The organism is Plantactinospora sp. CNZ320 (genome assembly GCF_002846275.1).
In genome coordinates, this window is sequence record NZ_PJMP01000001.1 from 4,111,975 (window position 1) to 4,129,678 (window position 17,704).

Here is a 17,704-nt window from a genome sequence, read left to right on the forward strand (position 1 = left end):
CCCGGAGCGGGTTGTGCCGCCCCAAACCCACCACGCACCTCACACCTCTTCGACCGAGCTCGGCTCGCGCCGGGACAGGTCGATGCCGAGTTCCTCCGCGGCGCGGAAGACCTCGTCGTCGGTCTCGCGCATCTCCAGGGCCACACCGTCGCTGGAGAGCACCTCAACGTTGAGGCACAGCGACTGCAGCTCCTTGAGCAGCACCTTGAAGGACTCCGGGATGCCCGGTTCGGGGATGTTCTCGCCCTTGACGATCGCCTCGTAGACCTTGACCCGGCCGAGTACGTCGTCGGACTTGATCGTCAGCAGCTCCTGGAGCGCGTACGCGGCGCCGTACGCCTGCATCGCCCAGCACTCCATCTCGCCGAACCGCTGGCCACCGAACTGCGCCTTACCACCCAGCGGCTGCTGCGTGATCATCGAGTACGGGCCGGTCGACCGAGCGTGGATCTTGTCGTCGACCAGGTGGTTCAGCTTGAGGATGTAGATGTAGCCGACCGCGATCGGGTCGGGCAGCGGCTCGCCGGAACGTCCGTCGAAGAGCTGCGCCTTGCCGCTCGCGCCGATCAGCTGCTTGCCGTCCCGGTTGGGCAGGGTCGACGAGAGCAGACCGGAGATCTCCTCCTCCTTGGCGCCGTCGAAGACCGGCGTCGCCACGTTGGTGTCCGGCTCCGAGGAGTCCGCGTCGATCGCCCGCAGCGCCCGCTTCCAGTCGGCGTCGTCACCCTGGACCTGCCAGCCGGTCTTGGCCACCCACCCGAGGTGGGTCTCCAGAACCTGGCCGATGTTCATCCGGCTCGGCACGCCGAGCGGGTTGAGCACGATGTCGACCGGGGTGCCGTCCTCCAGGAACGGCATGTCCTCGACCGGCAGGATCTTCGAGATGACGCCCTTGTTGCCGTGCCGGCCGGCGAGCTTGTCACCGTCCTGGATCTTCCGCTTCTGCGCCACGTAGACCCGGACCAGCTCGTTGACGCCCGGCGGCAGTTCGTCGCCGTCCTCGCGGGAGAAGGTCCGTACGCCGATGACCGTGCCGGTCTCGCCGTGCGGCACCTTCAGCGAGGTGTCCCGGACCTCGCGCGCCTTCTCGCCGAAGATCGCGCGGAGCAGCCGCTCCTCCGGGGTCAGCTCGGTCTCGCCCTTGGGCGTGACCTTGCCGACCAGGATGTCGCCGGTGACGACCTCGGCACCGATCCGGATGATCCCGCGCTCGTCGAGGTCGGCGAGCATCTCCTCGCTGACGTTCGGGATGTCGCGGGTGATCTCCTCCGGGCCGAGCTTGGTGTCCCGGGCGTCGACCTCGTGCTCCTCGATGTGGATCGAGGTGAGGGCGTCCTGCTGGACGAGGCGCTGCGACAGGATGATCGCGTCCTCGTAGTTGTGGCCCTCCCACGGCATGAACGCGACCAGCAGGTTGCGGCCGAGCGCCATCTCGCCGTCGTCGGTGCACGGACCGTCCGCGATGACCTGGCCCGCCTCGACCCGGTCGCCCTCGAAGACGACCGGCTTCTGGTTGACGCAGGAGCCCGCGTTGGAGCGACGGAACTTGTGCAGCAGGTAGGTACGCCGGTGGCCGTCGTCCTGGTGCACCGTCACGTAGTCGGCGCACAGGTCCTCGACCACACCGCCGACCTCGGCGACGACCACGTCACCGGCGTCGACCGCGGCCCGGTACTCCATGCCGGTACCGACAAGCGGCGCCTCGGCCTTGACCAGCGGCACCGCCTGGCGCTGCATGTTCGCGCCCATCAGTGCCCGGTTGGCGTCGTCGTGCTCGAGGAACGGGATCATGGCGGTGGCGACCGACACCATCTGGCGTGGCGACACGTCCATGTAGTCCACCGCGGTGGGGGCGACGAAGTCGACCTCACCGCCCTTACGGCGAACCAGGACCCGGTCCTCGGCGAAGGTGCCGTCCGCCCGCAGCGCGGTGTTGGCCTGCGCCTTGACGAACCGGTCCTCCTCGTCGGCGGTCAGGTAGTCGATCTGGTCGGTGACCCGACCCTCGACGACCTTCCGGTACGGCGTCTCGATGAAGCCGAACGGGTTGACCCGGCCGAAGGTCGACAGGGCGCCGATCAGGCCGATGTTCGGGCCTTCCGGCGTCTCGATCGGGCACATCCGGCCGTAGTGCGACGGGTGCACGTCCCGGACCTCGAAGCCGGCCCGCTCCCGGGACAGACCGCCCGGGCCGAGCGCGCTCAGCCGGCGCCGGTGGGTCAGGCCCGCCAGCGGGTTGGTCTGGTCCATGAACTGCGAGAGCTGCGAGGTGCCGAAGAACTCCTTGATCGCCGCCACGACGGGACGGATGTTGATCAGGGTCTGCGGCGTGATCGCCTCGACGTCCTGGGTGGTCATCCGCTCGCGGACCACCCGCTCCATCCGAGAGAGGCCGACCCGAACCTGGTTCTGGATCAGCTCGCCCACGGTACGGAGGCGGCGGTTGCCGAAGTGGTCGATGTCGTCGGCCTCGTAGCCCTCCTCACCGGCGTGCAGCCGGCAGAGGTACTCCACGGTGGCGACGATGTCGTCCTCGGTCAGCGTGCCGGTGTTGATCGGCACGTCCAGCTGGAGCTTCTTGTTGAACTTGTATCGGCCGACCTTGGCGACGTCGTACCGCTTCGGGTTGAAGAAGAGGTTGTCGAGCAGGGTCTGGGCGTTCTCCCGCGTCGGGGGCTCGCCCGGCCGGAGCTTGCGGTAGATGTCGAGCAGCGCCTCGTCCACCCCGGCGATGTGGTCCTTCTCCAGGGTGGTCATCATCAGCTCGGACCAGCCGAACCGCTCACGGATCTGCTCGTTGGTCCAGCCGATGGCCTTGAGCAGGACGGTGACGGCCTGCCGGCGCTTACGGTCGATGCGGACACCCACGGTGTCGCGCTTGTCGATGTCGAACTCCAGCCAGGCACCCCGGCTCGGGATGACCTTGACGCTGGAGAGATCGCGGTCGGAGGTCTTGTCCGGCTGCTTGTCGAAGTAGACGCCCGGGGACCGGACGAGCTGGCTGACCACCACGCGCTCGGTGCCGTTGATGATGAAGGTGCCCTTCGGCGTCATCATCGGGAAGTCACCCATGAACACCGTCTGGCTCTTGATCTCGCCGGTGGTGTTGTTGGTGAACTCCGCGGTCACGAACAGCGGGGCGCAGTAGGTCAGGTCCTTCTCCTTGCACTCCTCGATCGAGGCCTTGACCTCGTCGAAGCGCGGCGCGGAGAAGGAGAGCGACATAGTGCCAGAAAAGTCCTCAATGGGACTGATCTCGTCGAGGATCTCGGCGAGACCCGATCGAGCGTGCGGGTCGTCGGCCGACCGGCCCTGCCAAGCCTCGTTGCCGACCAGCCAGTCAAACGACTCGTTCTGGATGGCCAGGAGGTTGGGGACCTCGAGGTGTTCGGTAATCCTGCCGAAGGAGATTCGGCGGGGCGCGAAAGCGCTCGACGTACGACTGGTCTTCGCAGGGCGGGAAGCTGCCAAGATGCGTCCTTCCGAGGACCGGTGCTGCTAGATGCGGCTGTCACGCGTGCACTCCAATGGCCCCACTCCAAACGCCCAAAACTGGACATTCCGAGCAGGGGTCAAGTCGGAAGGCAGCGCAAACTAGCAGTGTAGCCGAGCGGCTAACCGCTGTCCAGCCCACCACGGCAGGGCGTTGCAGAACGTGTCGCCAACCCTCTGGCCGGCGCGCGCCGAGCGCGCTCACACGTCCCGCACGCATCCCGCTAGGCCTCGTAGGAGCCGGCGGCTGGTGGTGCTGCCGTGGCCCTTACCCAGGTGTCGGCCGTCGCAAGCGCGGAAGGTCTTGCTGATGTCAGCGTGCCTGCCGGTTCGTGCCGCGTCAAGGGCTGATGCCCGGGTCGGGCGACCTCTTTGGCCGGGTCGCCATCCGAGCCTGACCGGCCGGACGGGCCCGCGACAGCCGTCCGAGGCGCCAAAGCCCTGATCATCGACGGTCGCAGCCAGTCAGCAGACGGAGACGGGCGGCGATCCGGCGCCGGATCGCCGCCCGTCGGCGACATTGCTGTGCGTCAGCTCACTTCGGCCGACGCGAGCCGCCCGCCGGCGGCCCGTACCCCTGCGACTCCCGCTCGGCGGAACGGAGAGCCGGTGGGTACGGGCACACCGGATGCGGCGTACTGCGAACTACTTGAGGGTGACCTTCGCGCCCTCGGCCTCCAGCTTGGCCTTGGCCTTGTCGGCGGCCTCCTTGTTGGCCTTCTCCAGAACCGGCTTCGGCGCGGCCTCGACGAGGTCCTTGGCCTCCTTCAGGCCCAGGCCGGTCAGCTCACGCACGACCTTGATGACCTGGATCTTCTTGCCGCCGTCGGCCTCCAGGATCACGTCGAACTCGTCCTGCTCCGGCTCGGCCTCGGCGGCCGGGGCGGCCGGGCCACCGGCGGCAACGGCCACCGGCGCGGCGGCGGTCACGTCGAAGGTGGTCTCGAACTGCTTCACGAACTCCGAGAGCTCGATCAGCGTCATCTCCTTGAACGCGTCGAGCAGCTCTTCGGTGCTGAGCTTCGCCATGGTGTCTGGCGTCCTTTCCTGATTACTTACACGAATATCGGGGGTACCGGAGGGCTGGCCGCTCAGGCCTGCCCCTCCTTCTCACGCTTGTCCTGCAGGGCAGCCGCCAGGCGGGCGGTCTGCGCCAGCGGCGCCTGGAACAGGGCAGCGGCCTTGCTCAGGCTGCCCTTCATCGCGCCGGCCATCTTGGCCAGCAGCACCTCACGGGACTCGAGGTCGGCGAGCTTGTTGACCTCGTCCGCGGTGATCGCCCGGCCCTCGAAGACGCCACCCTTGATGACGAGCTTCGGGTTGGCCTTCGCGAACTCCCGCAGACCCTTCGCCGCCTCGACCACGTCGCCGGAGACGAAGGTCAGCGCGGTAGGACCGGTGAACAGCTCGTCGAGGCCGGCAATGCCAGCGTCCGTCGCGGCACGCTTGGCCAGCGTGTTCTTCGCCACCTCGTAGGTCGTGTCCCGACCGAGCGAGCGGCGCAGCTGGGTGAGCTGGGAAACCGTCAGCCCGCGGTACTCGGTGAGCACGGTGGCGCCCGAGTTGCGGAAGTATTCGGTGAGCTCGGCGACGGCGGTGGCCTTGTCGGCCCGAACCGGCTTGTCCGCCATGTCCCTCCTCTCTCGTTGCTCCAGGCTGATCACGCCCGGTCGGCCTGCGGCGCGATCGGAGCCCGGGTGCGATCGGAGGTTCCGCCACAACGAGAGAAGCCCCGGCGCAGGGCGCACGGGGCGGGAAAAATCATGCGAACATGACCTGGCACGCTACCGTCTCCCCCTGCGCGGGCCGCCCGTCGAGCGGGACCTTCGACCGTGCCGGGGCACGGTGACCAGCGGTCTCTGGGTTAGAACATCGGCCAAGCTAGCCTGACCGACTTATCAGAGTACGTGACGCCGGCCGTGGCGGCCAAATCACCCCCCGGTGCTCCAGCTCACGTCCGCCCCGCTCCCGCTCGCCCGCCGCCCTGCGGTCAGGTCCGACGGCGGCGCAGCCAGGCGTAACCGGCCAGCGCCACCGCGCTCCAGAGCAGGGCGTGCCCGGTCAACAGGGCCACCGATCCGACGGTCGGGCCGGTGGTGCTGGCCCGGGCGGTGGCGAGGACCGGGGGCACGATCCAGGGCAGCACCGAATCCTTCAGCCCGAACACGTACACCCCGACCACTCCACCGACCAGGGCGGTCAGCCCGTACAGCGGACTGCGGATCGCCGCCCGGCTGGCCAGCGCGCCGAGCCCGACGGCCGCCGGCAGGACCAGCAGGTGTGCCCAGAGTCCCACCGTCAGGCCCAGCGGGAGCGGCAGGTCGCCGGCCCGCTGCGGTCCGGTCACCCCGCCCAGCGGCCAGGGCAGCAGCAGCGCGACCGGGATCAGGGCCAGCCCGGCAAGCCCGGCGGCGGCCACCCCGCCGGCAAGTTCCGCCCGGCGCCCGGCGGCGACCACGGCGAGCCGGCGCTGGGTGTCCGGCTCGGTGTCCAGCAGCAGCTTGGTCTGCCAAGCCAGGACCGGGAAGAGCACCACGGCGGAGACGGCGTACGCCTCGGCGGCCTGCGCGGCGCCACCCCCGTAGAGCACGCTCAGCGCGACCAGCCCGGCGATCAGCGGCGGCAGTGCCCGGGCGGTCCGGACGAAGCCCGCCAGCCGCATCCGGGCCAGCGCGATCACGACGCCTCCCCGGCGGACCCGAACGCATCCCCCGGCTCCCCGCCCCCGTCGACCGTCCGGCTCGGCACGGCTGAACCCTCCAGCGGGGCGGCGGGGACGGCCGGGGCTCCGGGAACGGTCGAGGTGCCGGGAGCGGCCCGGAGCCCGGGGACGGCCGGGAGGCCGGACGAGGCGGGCTGCTCGGCCGAGGAATCACCCTCCCCGAGGGTCGGCGGCTCGGCGGGGCGTACCCGCAGGACCCGGTGGCCGGCGCGGCGCAGCACGGCGACCGTCTCCAGGGCCTCGGCGGCCGACACCGCGATCTCCACCACCATCGTCCGCCGCCCGACGGCGACCGCCGGCCCGGCCGCGACGCCGTCGGCGGAGACCTCCGGGATCCGCTGCCCGGCGACGGCGGCCGGGGAGAGGACGCTCACCGTACCGTCGGCCACGCTCCACCGCGCGGCCTGCGGCAGCCGTACCGTCTCGCCGCGATGGTCGCTGACCAGCACGGCACCGCCGTCGTCGAGCACCTCCCGGATCAGCTCGGGGACCAGTTCCCGGGTCGGCCCGTCCAGCCCCTCCCACGGTTCGTCGAGGACGAGCAGACCGGGTGGGCGGAGCAGGGCCTGTGCCAGCCCGACCTTCTGGGCCGTGCCCTTGGAGAGCGCTGGCAGCCGGACGTCGCGGTACGCCGCGAGCCCGAGGCGCTCGATCCAGCCGGTCACGGTACGGGCTGCCGCCGCGCCCGAGAGCCCCCGGATCCGCGCCATCGCGGTGAGGTACTGGTCGACGGTGTGCGGCTGGTCGGCCGGAAACCGCTCCGGCACCCAGCCGACGGTACGGGGGCGATCGCGCACCACGCCCCGGGTCGGGTCCAGTACGCCGACCGCCACCTGGAGCAGCGTCGACTTGCCCACGCCGTTGCGGCCGAGCACCACGGCGCTCTGCCCCGGGCCGAGTTCCACCTCGACCGCACGGAGTACCCAGGGGGCACGGGCGCCGTACCGGAGCCAGACCTGATCCAGTCGCACGGATAGCAGAGTGCCACAGCCGTACGCCGCGCACGGGGCTGCGGCGGAGACGCCGACGCGGGACGCCCCGCGAAAACGTCGCTGGGCGTCCCGCGTCGGACGGGACTGACCGGGATCGGTCGAGGATCAGGCCTCGGCCGACTCCCGCAGGTTCTTCACCACGTTCGGGTCGACCGGAACGCCCGGGCCCATGGTGGTGGTGAGGGTGACCTTCCGGAGGTACTTGCCCTTGGCCGCGGACGGCTTGGAGCGGAGCACCTCGTCGAGGACCGCGGCGTAGTTGTCGACCAACTGGGCCTCGGAGAACGAGGCCTTGCCGATGATCAGGTGCAGGTTGGAGTGCTTGTCCACCCGGAAGGTGATCTTGCCGCCCTTGATGTCCGAGACGGCCTTGGTGACGTCCATGGTCACCGTGCCGGTCTTCGGGTTCGGCATGAGACCGCGCGGGCCCAGGATCCGCGCGATCCGGCCGATCTTGGCCATCTGGTCCGGCGTGGCGATCGCCGCGTCGAAGTCCAGCCAGCCCTCCTGGATCCGGGCCACCAGCTCGTCGGTGCCGACAACGTCGGCTCCGGCGGCGGTCGCCTCCTCGGCCTTGGCGCCGGCCGCGAAGACGATCACGCGGGCGGTCTTGCCGGTGCCGTGCGGGAGGTTGACCGTGCCCCGGACCATCTGGTCGGCCTTACGGGGGTCGACGCCGAGGCGCATCGCGACCTCGACCGTGGCGTCGAACTTGACGGTGCTGCTCCCCTTGGCCAGGCGTACGGCCTCGACCGGGGTGTAGAGCTTGTCCCGGTCGATAGCCTCGGCGGCCTTGCGGTAGCTCTTGCTGCGCTGCATCTCTGATTACTCCTGTGGTGTCTGGCGGGCCGCGAATCGCCGCAGCCCTCCCACGAACTGGTCTTGCCGGTCAGGGGTGGGAAGGAGGACTATTCCTTGACCGTGATGCCCATCGACCGGGCGGTGCCGGCGATGATCTTCTCGGCCTGCTCGACGTCGTTGGCGTTGAGGTCGGCCATCTTCTTCTCGGCGATCTCGCGCAACTGGGCGCGGGTGACCGAGCCGACCTTCTGGCTCTGCGGAACGCCGGAGCCCTTCTGCACCCCGGCGGCCTTGATCAGCAGTCGGGCGGCGGGCGGGGTCTTCAGCACGAAGGTGAAGGTCCGGTCCTCGTACACGCTGATCTCGGCCGGCACGATGTCACCGCGCTGCGACTCGGTCTGCGCGTTGTACGACTTGCAGAACTCCATGATGTTGACGCCGTGCTGACCCAGCGCCGGACCGACCGGCGGCGCCGGGGTGGCCTGGCCCGCCGGGAGCTGAAGCGTGAACGTCTTGACGAGCTTCTTCTTCGGAGGCATGTCACTTCCTGGGCTTGAAACTGGGGAACGTGCACCTGAGGCCACCCGTCGGCGCGCACGGTCAAGCGCGCCTGTGTGACGGGCGACGTTCAAGAGTAGCGCAGCGCCGGCTGGGGCGACGCGCCGAGGTCGACTGCGGCCGCGGACGCAGCCGGCGTGTCGATCAGATCTTGGCGACCTGGTTGAAGTTGAGCTCGACCGGAGTCTCCCGACCGAAGATCGACACCAGGACCTTGAGCTTCTGCTGGTCGGCGTTGATCTCGCTGATCGTGGCCGGCAGCGACGCGAAGGCGCCGTCGGTCACGGTGACCGAGTCACCGACCTCGAAGTCGAGTACCTTGACCTCCGGCTTCGCCTTCTTGGTCTCGGTCTCCACCGCCGGGGCGAGCCACTTGAGCACCTCGTCGAGCGAGAGCGGCGCGGGTCGGTCGGCCCGGTCGGTCGCGCCGACGAAGCCGGTCACTCCCGGGGTGTTGCGCACGCAGGAGTACGACTCCGGGGTGAGCTCCATCCGGACCAGGATGTAGCCGGGGAAGACCTTCGCCTGGACCTGGGCCCGCTTGCCGTTCTTGACCTCGACCTCTTCCCGGGTCGGCACCTCGACCTGGTAGATGAACTCCTCCATGTCGAGGCTGGTGATCCGGGTCTCCAGGTTCGTCTTGACCTTGTTCTCGTAACCGGCGTACGAGTGGACCACAAACCAGTCGCCGGGCGCGTAGCGCAGCTTCTGCCGCAGCTCGGCGACCGGGTCGTAGTCCTCGTCCGGCGCCTCGGCGGCGAACTCCGGCTCGCTGGCGGCCTCGACCGACTCGGTACCGCTCGCCGTCGCCACCGCGGACTGCTCGTCCGGGGTCTCGGCGGTCTCGTCGTACTCAGGCACGCTCGCTCACTTCCGTCACTATCAGGTGGGGCAGGTGGTCAGCTGGAGCCGCCGAAGACCCACAGCACGCCGCGGGCGAAGGCGTAGTCCAGCCCGGCGACGATCGTCAGCACCACGGCGACGAACACGACCACCACGGCGGTGTAGGTCAGCAGCTCCTTACGGGTCGGCCAGATGACCTTACGCAGCTCTGCCACGACCTCGCGGAAGAACCGGGCAAGCCGGCCGAATATTCCGACCCGACCCTCGGTCCTGGTCGTGGGCCTGCTGTCCGCCGAGTCAGCCTTGGTGCGCTCCCGGGTGGCGGTGCCACCACGCCCGACCGGCTCGTCCGCCTCGTCGTCGGCGTCATCGTCGACGACGTCGTCGATCATCTCGTCGTCGAGACGGTCGTTGTCGTCCTCGTCGCGCCGATTCTTCTCGGCCACTTCGCCCTCCGTCGCCGGGTGGTTGGTACGCGCGTCGGGTGGACGCGCGCTGCGCTTTTCACGCCGGCCGGAACCCGGAGTCTCCGCCTCGGGCGCCGACCGCCCTCGACCGAACCCTCCGGACGACCGTCCCCGGAACGGCCCGCGACCGGCGGATCCGTCAGGGAACGGACCGGGCGGACTGACCGCCTCGGCTCGACCCCGCCGATGCCACCAACACGAGCCGGTCGCCACAGGTGATGGCGACGCCGATCCCGGGACCGGTCAGGCCGTAGGCGCAGGGGTGACAGGACTTGAACCTGCAGCCTGCGGTTTTGGAGACCGCTGCTCTGCCAATTGAGCTACACCCCTGTGGGGGCAGCCGGCCCACTCAGGCACGCACGCCTGAGTAGAGGCCACTTGCCCCACGGCGGACCAGTGTACGGGTAGAGGCACGAGTTTCCCAACCGGTGTACCCCAGCGAGCCCGTCGCAACTGGTCCCGCCGGAGCTAAGCCGGGGTCCGGATCACCGCCCGGGCCTGGGCGAGCACCTTCTCGCCCTGGCAGGTGGCGGTCAGGTCGAGCCGGGTGAGTCCATCCTCGGGCTCGCCCCGGACGGCGGCGCTCACCTCGATCTCGGTCCCCTCGTCGTCGTCGGGCACCACGACCGGCCGGGTGAACCGGACGCTGTACTCCACCACCGCGTCCGGGGAACCGGCCCAGTCGGTGACCGCGCGCCCGACCAGCGCCATTGTGAACATGCCGTGCGCGATCACCCCGGGCAGTCCCACCTTGGTGGCGAACCGGTCGCTCCAGTGGATGGGGTTGAAGTCGCCCGAGGCACCCGCGTAGCGGACCAGGTCCGCGCGGGTGATCCGGAAGGTACGAGGTGAAAGATCCATCTCAGCCCTCTCCGCGTACGACGAGCTTGGTCCAGACGGTGACCACCGGCTCCCCCGCTGTCGTGCTTACCTCGGTACGGGTGGTCATGAAGCTGTGTGCGCCCCGGTTGAGGATCTCCTCGACGGTGTTGACGCAGGTCAGCTCGTCGCCGGCGATCACCGGGCGGGTGTAGCGGAAGCGTTGGTCGCCGTGGACCACCCGGCTGTAGTCGATGCCGAGTTCCGGATCCTCGACGATCTGCCGGTTGGCCGCCATGGTGATCGTGAACGGGAAGGTCGGCGGCGCCACCACGTCGGCGTGCCCGAGCGCGCGGGCGGCATCCGGATCGTGGTACGCCGGATCGGCGGCCCCGATCGCCGTGGCGAACTCTCGGATCTTCTCGCGGCCCACCTGGTGGGGCGGGGTCGGCGGATAGCTGCGGCCGACGAAGGACGGGTCCAGGGACATGCCGCCGAACCTACACGGCGGGCGCGATCCGCCGGGGCCACCGCCCGGCGGCCGGGACGAGCCCGCCACACAGGAAGAGCCGCCGCGCGGGGGCTCGGCGCAGACGCAGAATCGCCGCCCCGGGTCTGGGCGGGAGCGGGCTCGGGGCGCGCTCGCCAGGACCGGAACGGCGATGCTGGAGGACTCTGGTCGGCCGACTCACGTCGGCGCGGATCAGCGGGTCTCGCGGTGAACGGTGTGCTTGCCGTCCCGGGGGCAGAACTTCTTCAGCTCGATGCGGTCCGGGTCGTTACGGCGGTTCTTACGCGTGATGTAGTTGCGCTCCTTGCACTCCACACACGCCAAAGTGATCTTGGGACGGACATCGGTCGCCTTGGCCACGGCGGGGCGCCTTCCTCGTTAGCGGACTGAACTACGACGTACCAGCGTAGACGCCTGCCACGCGGACACGCAAAGTGGGCGCCGACAGCGCCCTCTTGTTTCGGTCTCCGGGTTTGCCCCGGCGCCCGAGAGTAGCGGTGGCCGGACTTGAACCGGCGACACAGCGATTATGAGCCGCTTGCTCTGCCATCTGAGCTACACCGCCGTGGCGGGTCCAACAGAACCCTCTGAGCCCCCTTACGGAATCGAACCGTAGACCTTCTCCTTACCATGGAGACGCTCTGCCGACTGAGCTAAGGGGGCGCGCACGCGATCTTTCCTGCTGGCGCGCAGGGGTAAGAGTACACGTCGTCGGGCACGAGGTGAAATCAGATCCCCGGTAGCCATATCGGGACATCGATCCCGGATCATTGGCGCAGGTCAGGGCACCGCGCGCAGCCGCCGTACGTCGGCCGGGCCGGTCGAGGTGTCGGATTCCGACTGGGCCGCGAACCACGCCTCCAGGCGTTCGTACGGCAGCGGACGGCTGAACAGGAAGCCCTGCCCGATCTGGCACCCGATGTCCTGGAGCAGCTCCAGTGTGAGTTCGCTCTCCACCCCCTCGGCCACCACCGCCAGGCCGAACTGCTGGGAGAGTGTCACCACCGCGTTGACGATCGCCAGATCCACCGGGTCGGTCGCCATCCCCTGCACGAACGAGCGGTCGACCTTGACCTCGTTGACCGGCAACCGACGCAGGTAGGAGAGCGAGGAGTGGCCGGTACCGAAGTCGTCGACGGCGAGGCGTACCCCGATGTCACGCAGCCGGCGTAACCCCGGCACCGCGCGTTCGGTGCCGTCCAGTACGCCGGCCTCCTTGATCTCCAGGGTCAGCAACTCCGGTGCGACGCCGTACTCCGTGAGCATCCCCTGCACCAGGGCCGGGAACTGCTGGTCGGCGAGGGTACGCGGAGAGATGTTGACCGAGACGGCGAGCGTGTTGCCACCACTGGTCCAGTCCCGGCTGCGCCGCAGCGCCTCGCCGAGCACCAGCCTGGTCAGCTCGGAGAGCTGGCCGGTGTGCTCCGCCACCGCCACGAAGTCCTCCGGAGCCACCGTCCCGTGCGCCGGGTGCACCCACCGGGCCAGGCACTCCACCCCGACCAACCGCCGGTCGGTCAGGTTGACCTTGGGCTGGTAGTAGACCTCGACATCTGCGTGGTCGAGCGCGCGGCGCAGGTCGCCGGCGAGACCGAGCCGCCGTGACGACCGGGACTCCAGCCCTGGGCTGAACAGCTGAATACCGTCCGGGGCCGACTTGGCCCTGGTCACCGCGAGATCGGCCCGCTGGAGCAGGGTCGCGGGGTCGTCGCCGTGATCCGGGTGCACCGCGACCCCGACCACTGTGTCGATGTCGAGGACGAGCACGTCGAAGACCATCCGGTCGCGGATCTGCTCACGCAGCTCGGCGGCGAGATCGAGCGCCGCGTCGATGCTCTCCATCCGCAGCGTCACCACGAACTCGTCGCTGCCGACCCGGCCGACCAGCGCGGCGGCGGGGGCCGAGGCGCGCAACCGGGTCGCCACCTCGACGAGTACCCGGTCGCCTGCCGCGTGCCCGACGGACTCGTTGACCTGGCGGAGCCCGGCCACGTCGAAGAGGAGCAGCGCGACGACCTCGTTCGGTGCGCGTACCCGGACCGCCTCCTCCAGCGCCCCGGTCACCCGCCGCCGGTTGGGCAGGTTGGTCAGCCCGTCGTGGTACGCGTCGTGCCGCAGCCGGTCGACCAGCCGCGAGTTCTCCAGGGCGACGGCGGCGTGCGCGGCGACCGTCTCGAATATCCGTACGTCGGCCGGGGTGAAGTGCCCGACCGAGCCGCCGAGTCGGTTGACAACCTCCAGCGAGCCGATCACGGCCTGGCCGGAGCGGAGCGGAGCGACGATGACGTCGTTGACCCGGGCCTCCCGTGCCGCCTCGCGGACCTCCCGGTCCCCGCCGAGCCGGCTGCCGACGGCGACGGTCCGGCCCTGCTCACACGCCTGCTGCCGGGCGATCGCCGGAGTGCGGGAGAGATCGAGCAGGCCGGGATCGTCGACCCGGGCGGTGAGCAGCACCTCCGGGTGCCGACCCTTCGCGGGCAGCCAGAGAGTCGCGTACTCGGCACGCATCAGCGCCCGCACCCGACCCAGCAGTACGTCGGCAAGCGTGCCGTCCTGGCCGCTCTCGCTCATCGCCTTGGTCAGTTCGTAGACGTCCGCGAGGGTGCGGTGCTGGCGGAAGAACTGGCCGTAGGAGCGGTAGACCAGGATCGCCGCGCCGGTCAGCGCGAGCAGCGGCAGCGCCGACCACGGGGTGGCGCGCAGGCAGATGACGATGACCAGTCCGACCGCGACGTTGATCGCGACGGTCACCAGGCCGGGCCCGGAGGTGCGGACCACCTCCCAGCCGGCCGCCGAGCCGTGCATCGCCGCGAAGACCGCGGCCACGGCCGCGAGGGTGACAAGCGAGTGGCTGGCGACGGCGGTGGCGAGGATGCCCCAGGTGCCGGGGCCGAACCCCCGCATCTCGGGCAGGGCAAGCAGGACCAGCCCGGCCATGGCACCGGCAGCGGCGGCCCGGGCGACGTTGAACCAGAGTTTCGGCGGAGCCGAGCGGAGCCGCAGGCCGGTGATGACCGCGCTGAGTGTGAAGATCACCACGACGGTGAGCGGCGGGACCAGGTACAGCGCGAAGAGCAGGGAGATCTCGGTGAGCGAGATGGTGGTGGTCTGGCGACGTACGACGACGTGCAGCACCGGGGTCTCGGCTAGCAGGACGAGACCGAGCAGTCCGATGGCGAGCTGCCAGTTCTTCAGCGGCTCGGGCTCGAGCAGTCCCAGGGCGACCGCCAAGACGACCGCGAGGATCGCGAGCGGCCCGGTAATCAACCAGGCGTGCTCGGCAGACCGGCGCGCCGATGCAGGGCGGTCAGCCATGTTTCTCCCGACGGTGGGGCCCTCCCGGGGCCAGGCTGCCTAGTCCCAAGCCCAACCGAAGGCGGTGAACTCGACCGCATCGGCCGGAGGGACCTCGGGCGTCGGCGTCTCGGCATCCGCGACCACCCCGTGGGCCGGACGCTGGACCGCGTCGAACGGGCCTACCTGGGCGGCGAAGCCACCGACGGTAAGCCCGGCGAGCACAAGAAGAGAGCCCACGTACCGGCCCAACCTCCATGCAGGCATTGTTCGCTCCCGTCGAGATGGTGTGGTGAAAGCTGGATGTTCCATGATGGTGCCACAGTCCCGTGAACCGGCAAAGCCATCGGAAGGGCGACCACCCGGGGATCGGCAAAGTCTAACCGTTCGGTAGGGACAAGTCCCCCGGCCGGCTGCAACCCAATCGCCAGCAAATGGCCGACATGATTCACTCAGCGCTCAATAAGACTCACTACCCGTACGCGATCAGCCCTGTCAAATACCGTTGTCGACTGATATCGGCTAAACCAACGCAAGCGCCCGAGTTTGCCCATTACGGACGGACCACCCTTCGTCATGCTGCCGCCGACCGGCCGGCCCACGTCAACGGGGCCACGGCGGGATCGGCCCGCCCTCCACACCAGACAGCTCGGGGTGCCGCGCTCCCCCGAGACGCCGAACCGGCAGGAACGCGGAACAGGTCCGGAACGCGGAACAGGTCAGGAACGCGCAGCGGGTCAGGAACGCGGACTGGTCAGGGACGCGGAACGCGGAGAGCGTCGTCGGCACGGCCACCGTCCGTGAAGGCACCCGCCCGGGCGGCGAGTGCCGCGTCCCGGGCGGCCGCCGCGGCACTCCGCTGGTCGGGCGAGGTTCGCAGCAACACCAGCTCGTGGTAGACCGGCGCGGTTGCGGCGACGAGCAGCCTGCGCGCATCGCAGTCGGCCGGTACCTCGCCACGCTGGACGGCCCGCCGCACGATGACGGCGCACCGGTCGTACCGGTCGGCCCAGAAGGAGCGGAGGGCGGCCGCGGCCGGCGCCGAACGGAACGACGCGGCGATCAGCGCGGTCGTGACCGGCGGCTCGGCGGTGAGCGCCGCGTACACCTCCGCGTTGACGGCGAGCAGGTCGCCCTCCAGCGAGCCGGTGTCGGGTGGCCGCCAGTCGTCGTCGCCTGCCGAGACGAGTACGTCGGCGAGCAGCCCTCCGACGTCGCGCCAGCGCCGGTAGACAGTGGTGCGGTGCACCCCCGACCGTTCCGCCACGGCGTCGATGCTCAGCGCGTCGTAGCCGTACTCGACGAGGTGGTCCCGTACCGCGTCGAGGACCCGGCGGCGGACCTCGGCGCTGCGTCCTCCGGGCCTGCGAACGGGCCCGGGGGCGGAATCGGTTGGCGGTCGGGGCAGTGGCATGGCAGGATCTTACTGCAACATTCGTCGCCTTAAGGTGGGTAGCAGTCCGATGATCAGGTGAGCGTCACCCCGCGTCCCGCGCCGCCGCGCCGCACCAGGCAACCGGTGGCAGATCCGTCGACGACAGGAGTCGCTCCCATGCCCACCCAGCTCAGCCTGCACAACGTCACCAAGCGCTACGCCGACCGGACCGTGCTCGACGCGGTCAGCTGCGCCATCGCCACCGACGAACGCACCGCGATCATCGGCGAGAACGGCTCCGGCAAATCCACCCTGCTCCGGCTGCTCGCCGGACGGGAACAACCCGACGAGGGACGGGTCACAGTCGTCACCACCGGCGGGCTCGGCTACCTCGGGCAGGACGCGCCGCTGCCGGGACACCTGACCGTGCGGCAGGCGATCGACGACGCCCTGGCCGAGCTGCGCCGGATCGAGGCCCGGCTGCGGGAACTGGAATCGCTGCTCGGCGACGGCGACGAGCGGCATCTGACCGAGTACGGCGAGCTGGCCACCGTCTTCGAGCTGCGCGGCGGGTACGACGCCGACGCCCGGGTCGAACGGACGCTGCACGCGCTCGGCCTGGCCGGGATCGACCGGAGCCGGCGGCTCGGCGAGCTCTCCGGCGGCGAGCAGGCCCGGCTGCACCTCGCCGCCGTGCTGTCGGCCGGCTCCGAGGTGCTACTGCTCGACGAGCCGACCAACCACCTCGACGACGACTCGCTGAACTGGTTGGAGGAGCACCTGCGCGCCCGGCGGGGCAGCACGGTGCTGGTCTCGCACGACCGGGTCTTCCTCGACCGGGTCGCCGGAACACTGATCGAAGTGGACGGTGACCGGCACACCCTGGTCCGCTACGGCGAGGGCTATGCCGGATTCCTCGCCACCAAGGCGGCGGCCCGGCAACGCTGGGCCCAGGCGTACCTCGACTGGCAGACCGAGATCGGCCGGCTGCGCGAGGCGGTGGCGACCACGGCCCGGCAGGTCGCACCGGGCCGGGAGATGAAGGACCGGAACAAACTGGCGTACGACCGGCACGCCGGCCGGGTACAGCAGTCCGTCGCCAGCCGGGTACGCAACGCCGAACAGCGGCTGCGCCGGCTGACCGAGCAGCCCGTGCCGCCGCCACCGCAACCGCTCCGGTTCACCCCGACGCTGGCGGCCGACGGCAGCACCGGAGTGCTGCTGCACGCCGACGGTGTGGCGGTACGGGGGCGGCTGGGCGAGACCCGGTTGACGCTGGGTAGCGGGGAACGACTCCTGGTCAGCGGGGCGAACGGGGCGGGAAAGAGCACCCTGCTGCGGGTACTCGCCGGCGAGCTGGCGCCGGACGCCGGCCGGGTGGTCCGGCGGGGTCGGATCGGCTACCTGGCCCAGGAGGTCGAGGTGGGACGGCCCCGGGAACCCCTGCTGCACGCCTTCGGCCGAGGCCGGCCCGGGCAGCCGGACGAGTACGCCGACGAACTGCTCTCACTGGGACTCTTCGACCGGGAGCGGCTCGACGTACCCGTCGGGGAACTCTCCACCGGCCAGCGGCGACGGCTCGCGCTGGCCCGGCTGGTCAGCGAGCCGGCCGACCTGCTGCTGCTCGACGAGCCGACCAACCACCTGTCACCGGGCCTGGTGGAGGAGTTGGAGGCGGCACTCATGGAGTATCCGGGCGCGGTGCTGGTGGTCAGTCACGACCGGCGGCTGCGCGAGCGATGGCGCGGCGAGCACCGGGTGATGAGCCGCGGTGCACTCGACCCGGAAGCGGCTCCGGTCGCGGCCTGACCACGAAAGCGCGGCGGCACC

The 17,704-nt window shown here is 70.2% G+C and carries 16 protein-coding genes and 3 tRNA genes; 1 reads left to right on the forward strand and 18 read right to left on the reverse strand.

Annotated elements, in window-relative coordinates:
* Positions 1 to 39: 39 nt before the first annotated feature.
* The 18 genes from rpoB to CLT71_RS18205 form a co-directional block, all read right to left on the reverse strand.
* Complete coding sequence (gene rpoB / locus CLT71_RS18125; protein WP_101368153.1) at positions 40 to 3,471, reverse strand: DNA-directed RNA polymerase subunit beta; 3,432 nt, start codon at positions 3,469 to 3,471, stop codon at positions 40 to 42.
* A gap of 666 nt (positions 3,472 to 4,137) precedes the next feature.
* Positions 4,138 to 4,521, reverse strand: coding sequence for a 50S ribosomal protein L7/L12 (gene rplL, locus CLT71_RS18130; protein ID WP_101368154.1), 384 nt, complete (start codon positions 4,519 to 4,521; stop codon positions 4,138 to 4,140).
* A gap of 62 nt (positions 4,522 to 4,583) precedes the next feature.
* Positions 4,584 to 5,123 carry a 50S ribosomal protein L10 gene (gene rplJ / locus CLT71_RS18135; protein WP_101368155.1) on the reverse strand — a complete coding sequence of 180 codons (540 nt, stop codon included), beginning with the start codon at positions 5,121 to 5,123 and terminating at the stop codon, positions 4,584 to 4,586.
* A gap of 359 nt (positions 5,124 to 5,482) precedes the next feature.
* A complete protein-coding gene (locus CLT71_RS18140) occupies positions 5,483 to 6,172 on the reverse strand; it encodes a hypothetical protein (RefSeq protein ID WP_101368156.1) in 690 nt (229 codons plus the stop codon).
* Positions 6,169 to 7,185 carry an ATP-binding cassette domain-containing protein gene (locus CLT71_RS18145; RefSeq protein WP_101368157.1) on the reverse strand — a complete coding sequence of 339 codons (1,017 nt, stop codon included), beginning with the start codon at positions 7,183 to 7,185 and terminating at the stop codon, positions 6,169 to 6,171. Before CLT71_RS18145 ends, CLT71_RS18140 begins: the two co-directional genes overlap by 4 nt.
* 126 nt (positions 7,186 to 7,311) lie before the next feature.
* Positions 7,312 to 8,025 (reverse strand): 50S ribosomal protein L1, encoded by a 714-nt coding sequence (gene rplA, locus CLT71_RS18150; RefSeq protein WP_101368158.1) that lies wholly within the window; start codon positions 8,023 to 8,025, stop codon positions 7,312 to 7,314.
* An 89-nt stretch (positions 8,026 to 8,114) separates the two neighbouring features.
* Entirely contained in the window at positions 8,115 to 8,546 is a 432-nt protein-coding gene (rplK, locus tag CLT71_RS18155; RefSeq protein WP_101368159.1) for a 50S ribosomal protein L11, read from the reverse strand.
* 163 nt (positions 8,547 to 8,709) lie between these two features.
* Positions 8,710 to 9,426 (reverse strand): transcription termination/antitermination protein NusG, encoded by a 717-nt coding sequence (gene nusG / locus CLT71_RS18160; protein ID WP_101368160.1) that lies wholly within the window; start codon positions 9,424 to 9,426, stop codon positions 8,710 to 8,712.
* Positions 9,427 to 9,464: 38 nt separating this feature from the next.
* Positions 9,465 to 9,854, reverse strand: a complete 390-nt coding sequence (gene secE / locus CLT71_RS18165; protein WP_101368161.1) for a preprotein translocase subunit SecE — start codon at positions 9,852 to 9,854, stop codon at positions 9,465 to 9,467.
* Positions 9,855 to 10,132: 278 nt separating this feature from the next.
* A tRNA-Trp gene (locus tag CLT71_RS18170) sits at positions 10,133 to 10,205 on the reverse strand.
* 138 nt (positions 10,206 to 10,343) lie between these two features.
* Positions 10,344 to 10,736 (reverse strand): MaoC family dehydratase, encoded by a 393-nt coding sequence (locus CLT71_RS18175; protein ID WP_101368162.1) that lies wholly within the window; start codon positions 10,734 to 10,736, stop codon positions 10,344 to 10,346.
* Position 10,737: 1 nt separating this feature from the next.
* Positions 10,738 to 11,184, reverse strand: a complete 447-nt coding sequence (locus CLT71_RS18180; RefSeq protein ID WP_101368163.1) for a MaoC family dehydratase N-terminal domain-containing protein — start codon at positions 11,182 to 11,184, stop codon at positions 10,738 to 10,740.
* Between the two features lie 213 nt (positions 11,185 to 11,397).
* Entirely contained in the window at positions 11,398 to 11,565 is a 168-nt protein-coding gene (gene rpmG / locus CLT71_RS18185) for a 50S ribosomal protein L33 (RefSeq protein WP_013288652.1), read from the reverse strand.
* Between the two features lie 132 nt (positions 11,566 to 11,697).
* A tRNA-Met gene (locus CLT71_RS18190) sits at positions 11,698 to 11,770 on the reverse strand.
* 25 nt (positions 11,771 to 11,795) lie between these two features.
* Positions 11,796 to 11,868: transfer RNA gene (locus CLT71_RS18195), tRNA-Thr, on the reverse strand.
* Between the two features lie 117 nt (positions 11,869 to 11,985).
* Positions 11,986 to 14,520: a sensor domain-containing phosphodiesterase gene (locus CLT71_RS18200; protein ID WP_101368164.1), complete on the reverse strand. Its 2,535-nt coding sequence runs from the start codon at positions 14,518 to 14,520 to the stop codon at positions 11,986 to 11,988.
* A 39-nt stretch (positions 14,521 to 14,559) separates the two neighbouring features.
* On the reverse strand, positions 14,560 to 14,739 hold the full coding sequence (locus CLT71_RS36530) for a hypothetical protein (RefSeq protein WP_143743502.1): 180 nt from the start codon (positions 14,737 to 14,739) through the stop codon (positions 14,560 to 14,562).
* 514 nt (positions 14,740 to 15,253) lie between these two features.
* Positions 15,254 to 15,913: a TetR/AcrR family transcriptional regulator gene (locus tag CLT71_RS18205; protein WP_101368165.1), complete on the reverse strand. Its 660-nt coding sequence runs from the start codon at positions 15,911 to 15,913 to the stop codon at positions 15,254 to 15,256.
* A gap of 138 nt (positions 15,914 to 16,051) precedes the next feature.
* Here CLT71_RS18205 and abc-f point away from each other — a divergent pair, with 138 nt between their 5' ends.
* Positions 16,052 to 17,683 carry a ribosomal protection-like ABC-F family protein gene (gene abc-f, locus CLT71_RS18210; protein ID WP_101368166.1) on the forward strand — a complete coding sequence of 544 codons (1,632 nt, stop codon included), beginning with the start codon at positions 16,052 to 16,054 and terminating at the stop codon, positions 17,681 to 17,683.
* The last annotated feature ends 21 nt before the right edge of the window (positions 17,684 to 17,704 follow it).

Bases quoted from the DNA above. Each gene is read 5' to 3' on its own strand.
- rplK (WP_101368159.1), bottom strand. From the start codon at position 8,546: ATGCCTCCGAAGAAGAAGCTCGTCAAGACGTTCACGCTTCAGCTCCCG.
- CLT71_RS18180 (WP_101368163.1), bottom strand. From the start codon at position 11,184: ATGTCCCTGGACCCGTCCTTCGTCGGCCGCAGCTATCCGCCGACCCCG.
- CLT71_RS18175 (WP_101368162.1), bottom strand. From the start codon at position 10,736: ATGGATCTTTCACCTCGTACCTTCCGGATCACCCGCGCGGACCTGGTC.
- abc-f (WP_101368166.1), top strand. From the start codon at position 16,052: ATGCCCACCCAGCTCAGCCTGCACAACGTCACCAAGCGCTACGCCGAC.
- rplJ (WP_101368155.1), bottom strand. From the start codon at position 5,123: ATGGCGGACAAGCCGGTTCGGGCCGACAAGGCCACCGCCGTCGCCGAG.
- rplL (WP_101368154.1), bottom strand. From the start codon at position 4,521: ATGGCGAAGCTCAGCACCGAAGAGCTGCTCGACGCGTTCAAGGAGATG.
- CLT71_RS18205 (WP_101368165.1), bottom strand. From the start codon at position 15,913: ATGCCACTGCCCCGACCGCCAACCGATTCCGCCCCCGGGCCCGTTCGC.
- rplA (WP_101368158.1), bottom strand. From the start codon at position 8,025: ATGCAGCGCAGCAAGAGCTACCGCAAGGCCGCCGAGGCTATCGACCGG.
- CLT71_RS18200 (WP_101368164.1), bottom strand. From the start codon at position 14,520: ATGGCTGACCGCCCTGCATCGGCGCGCCGGTCTGCCGAGCACGCCTGG.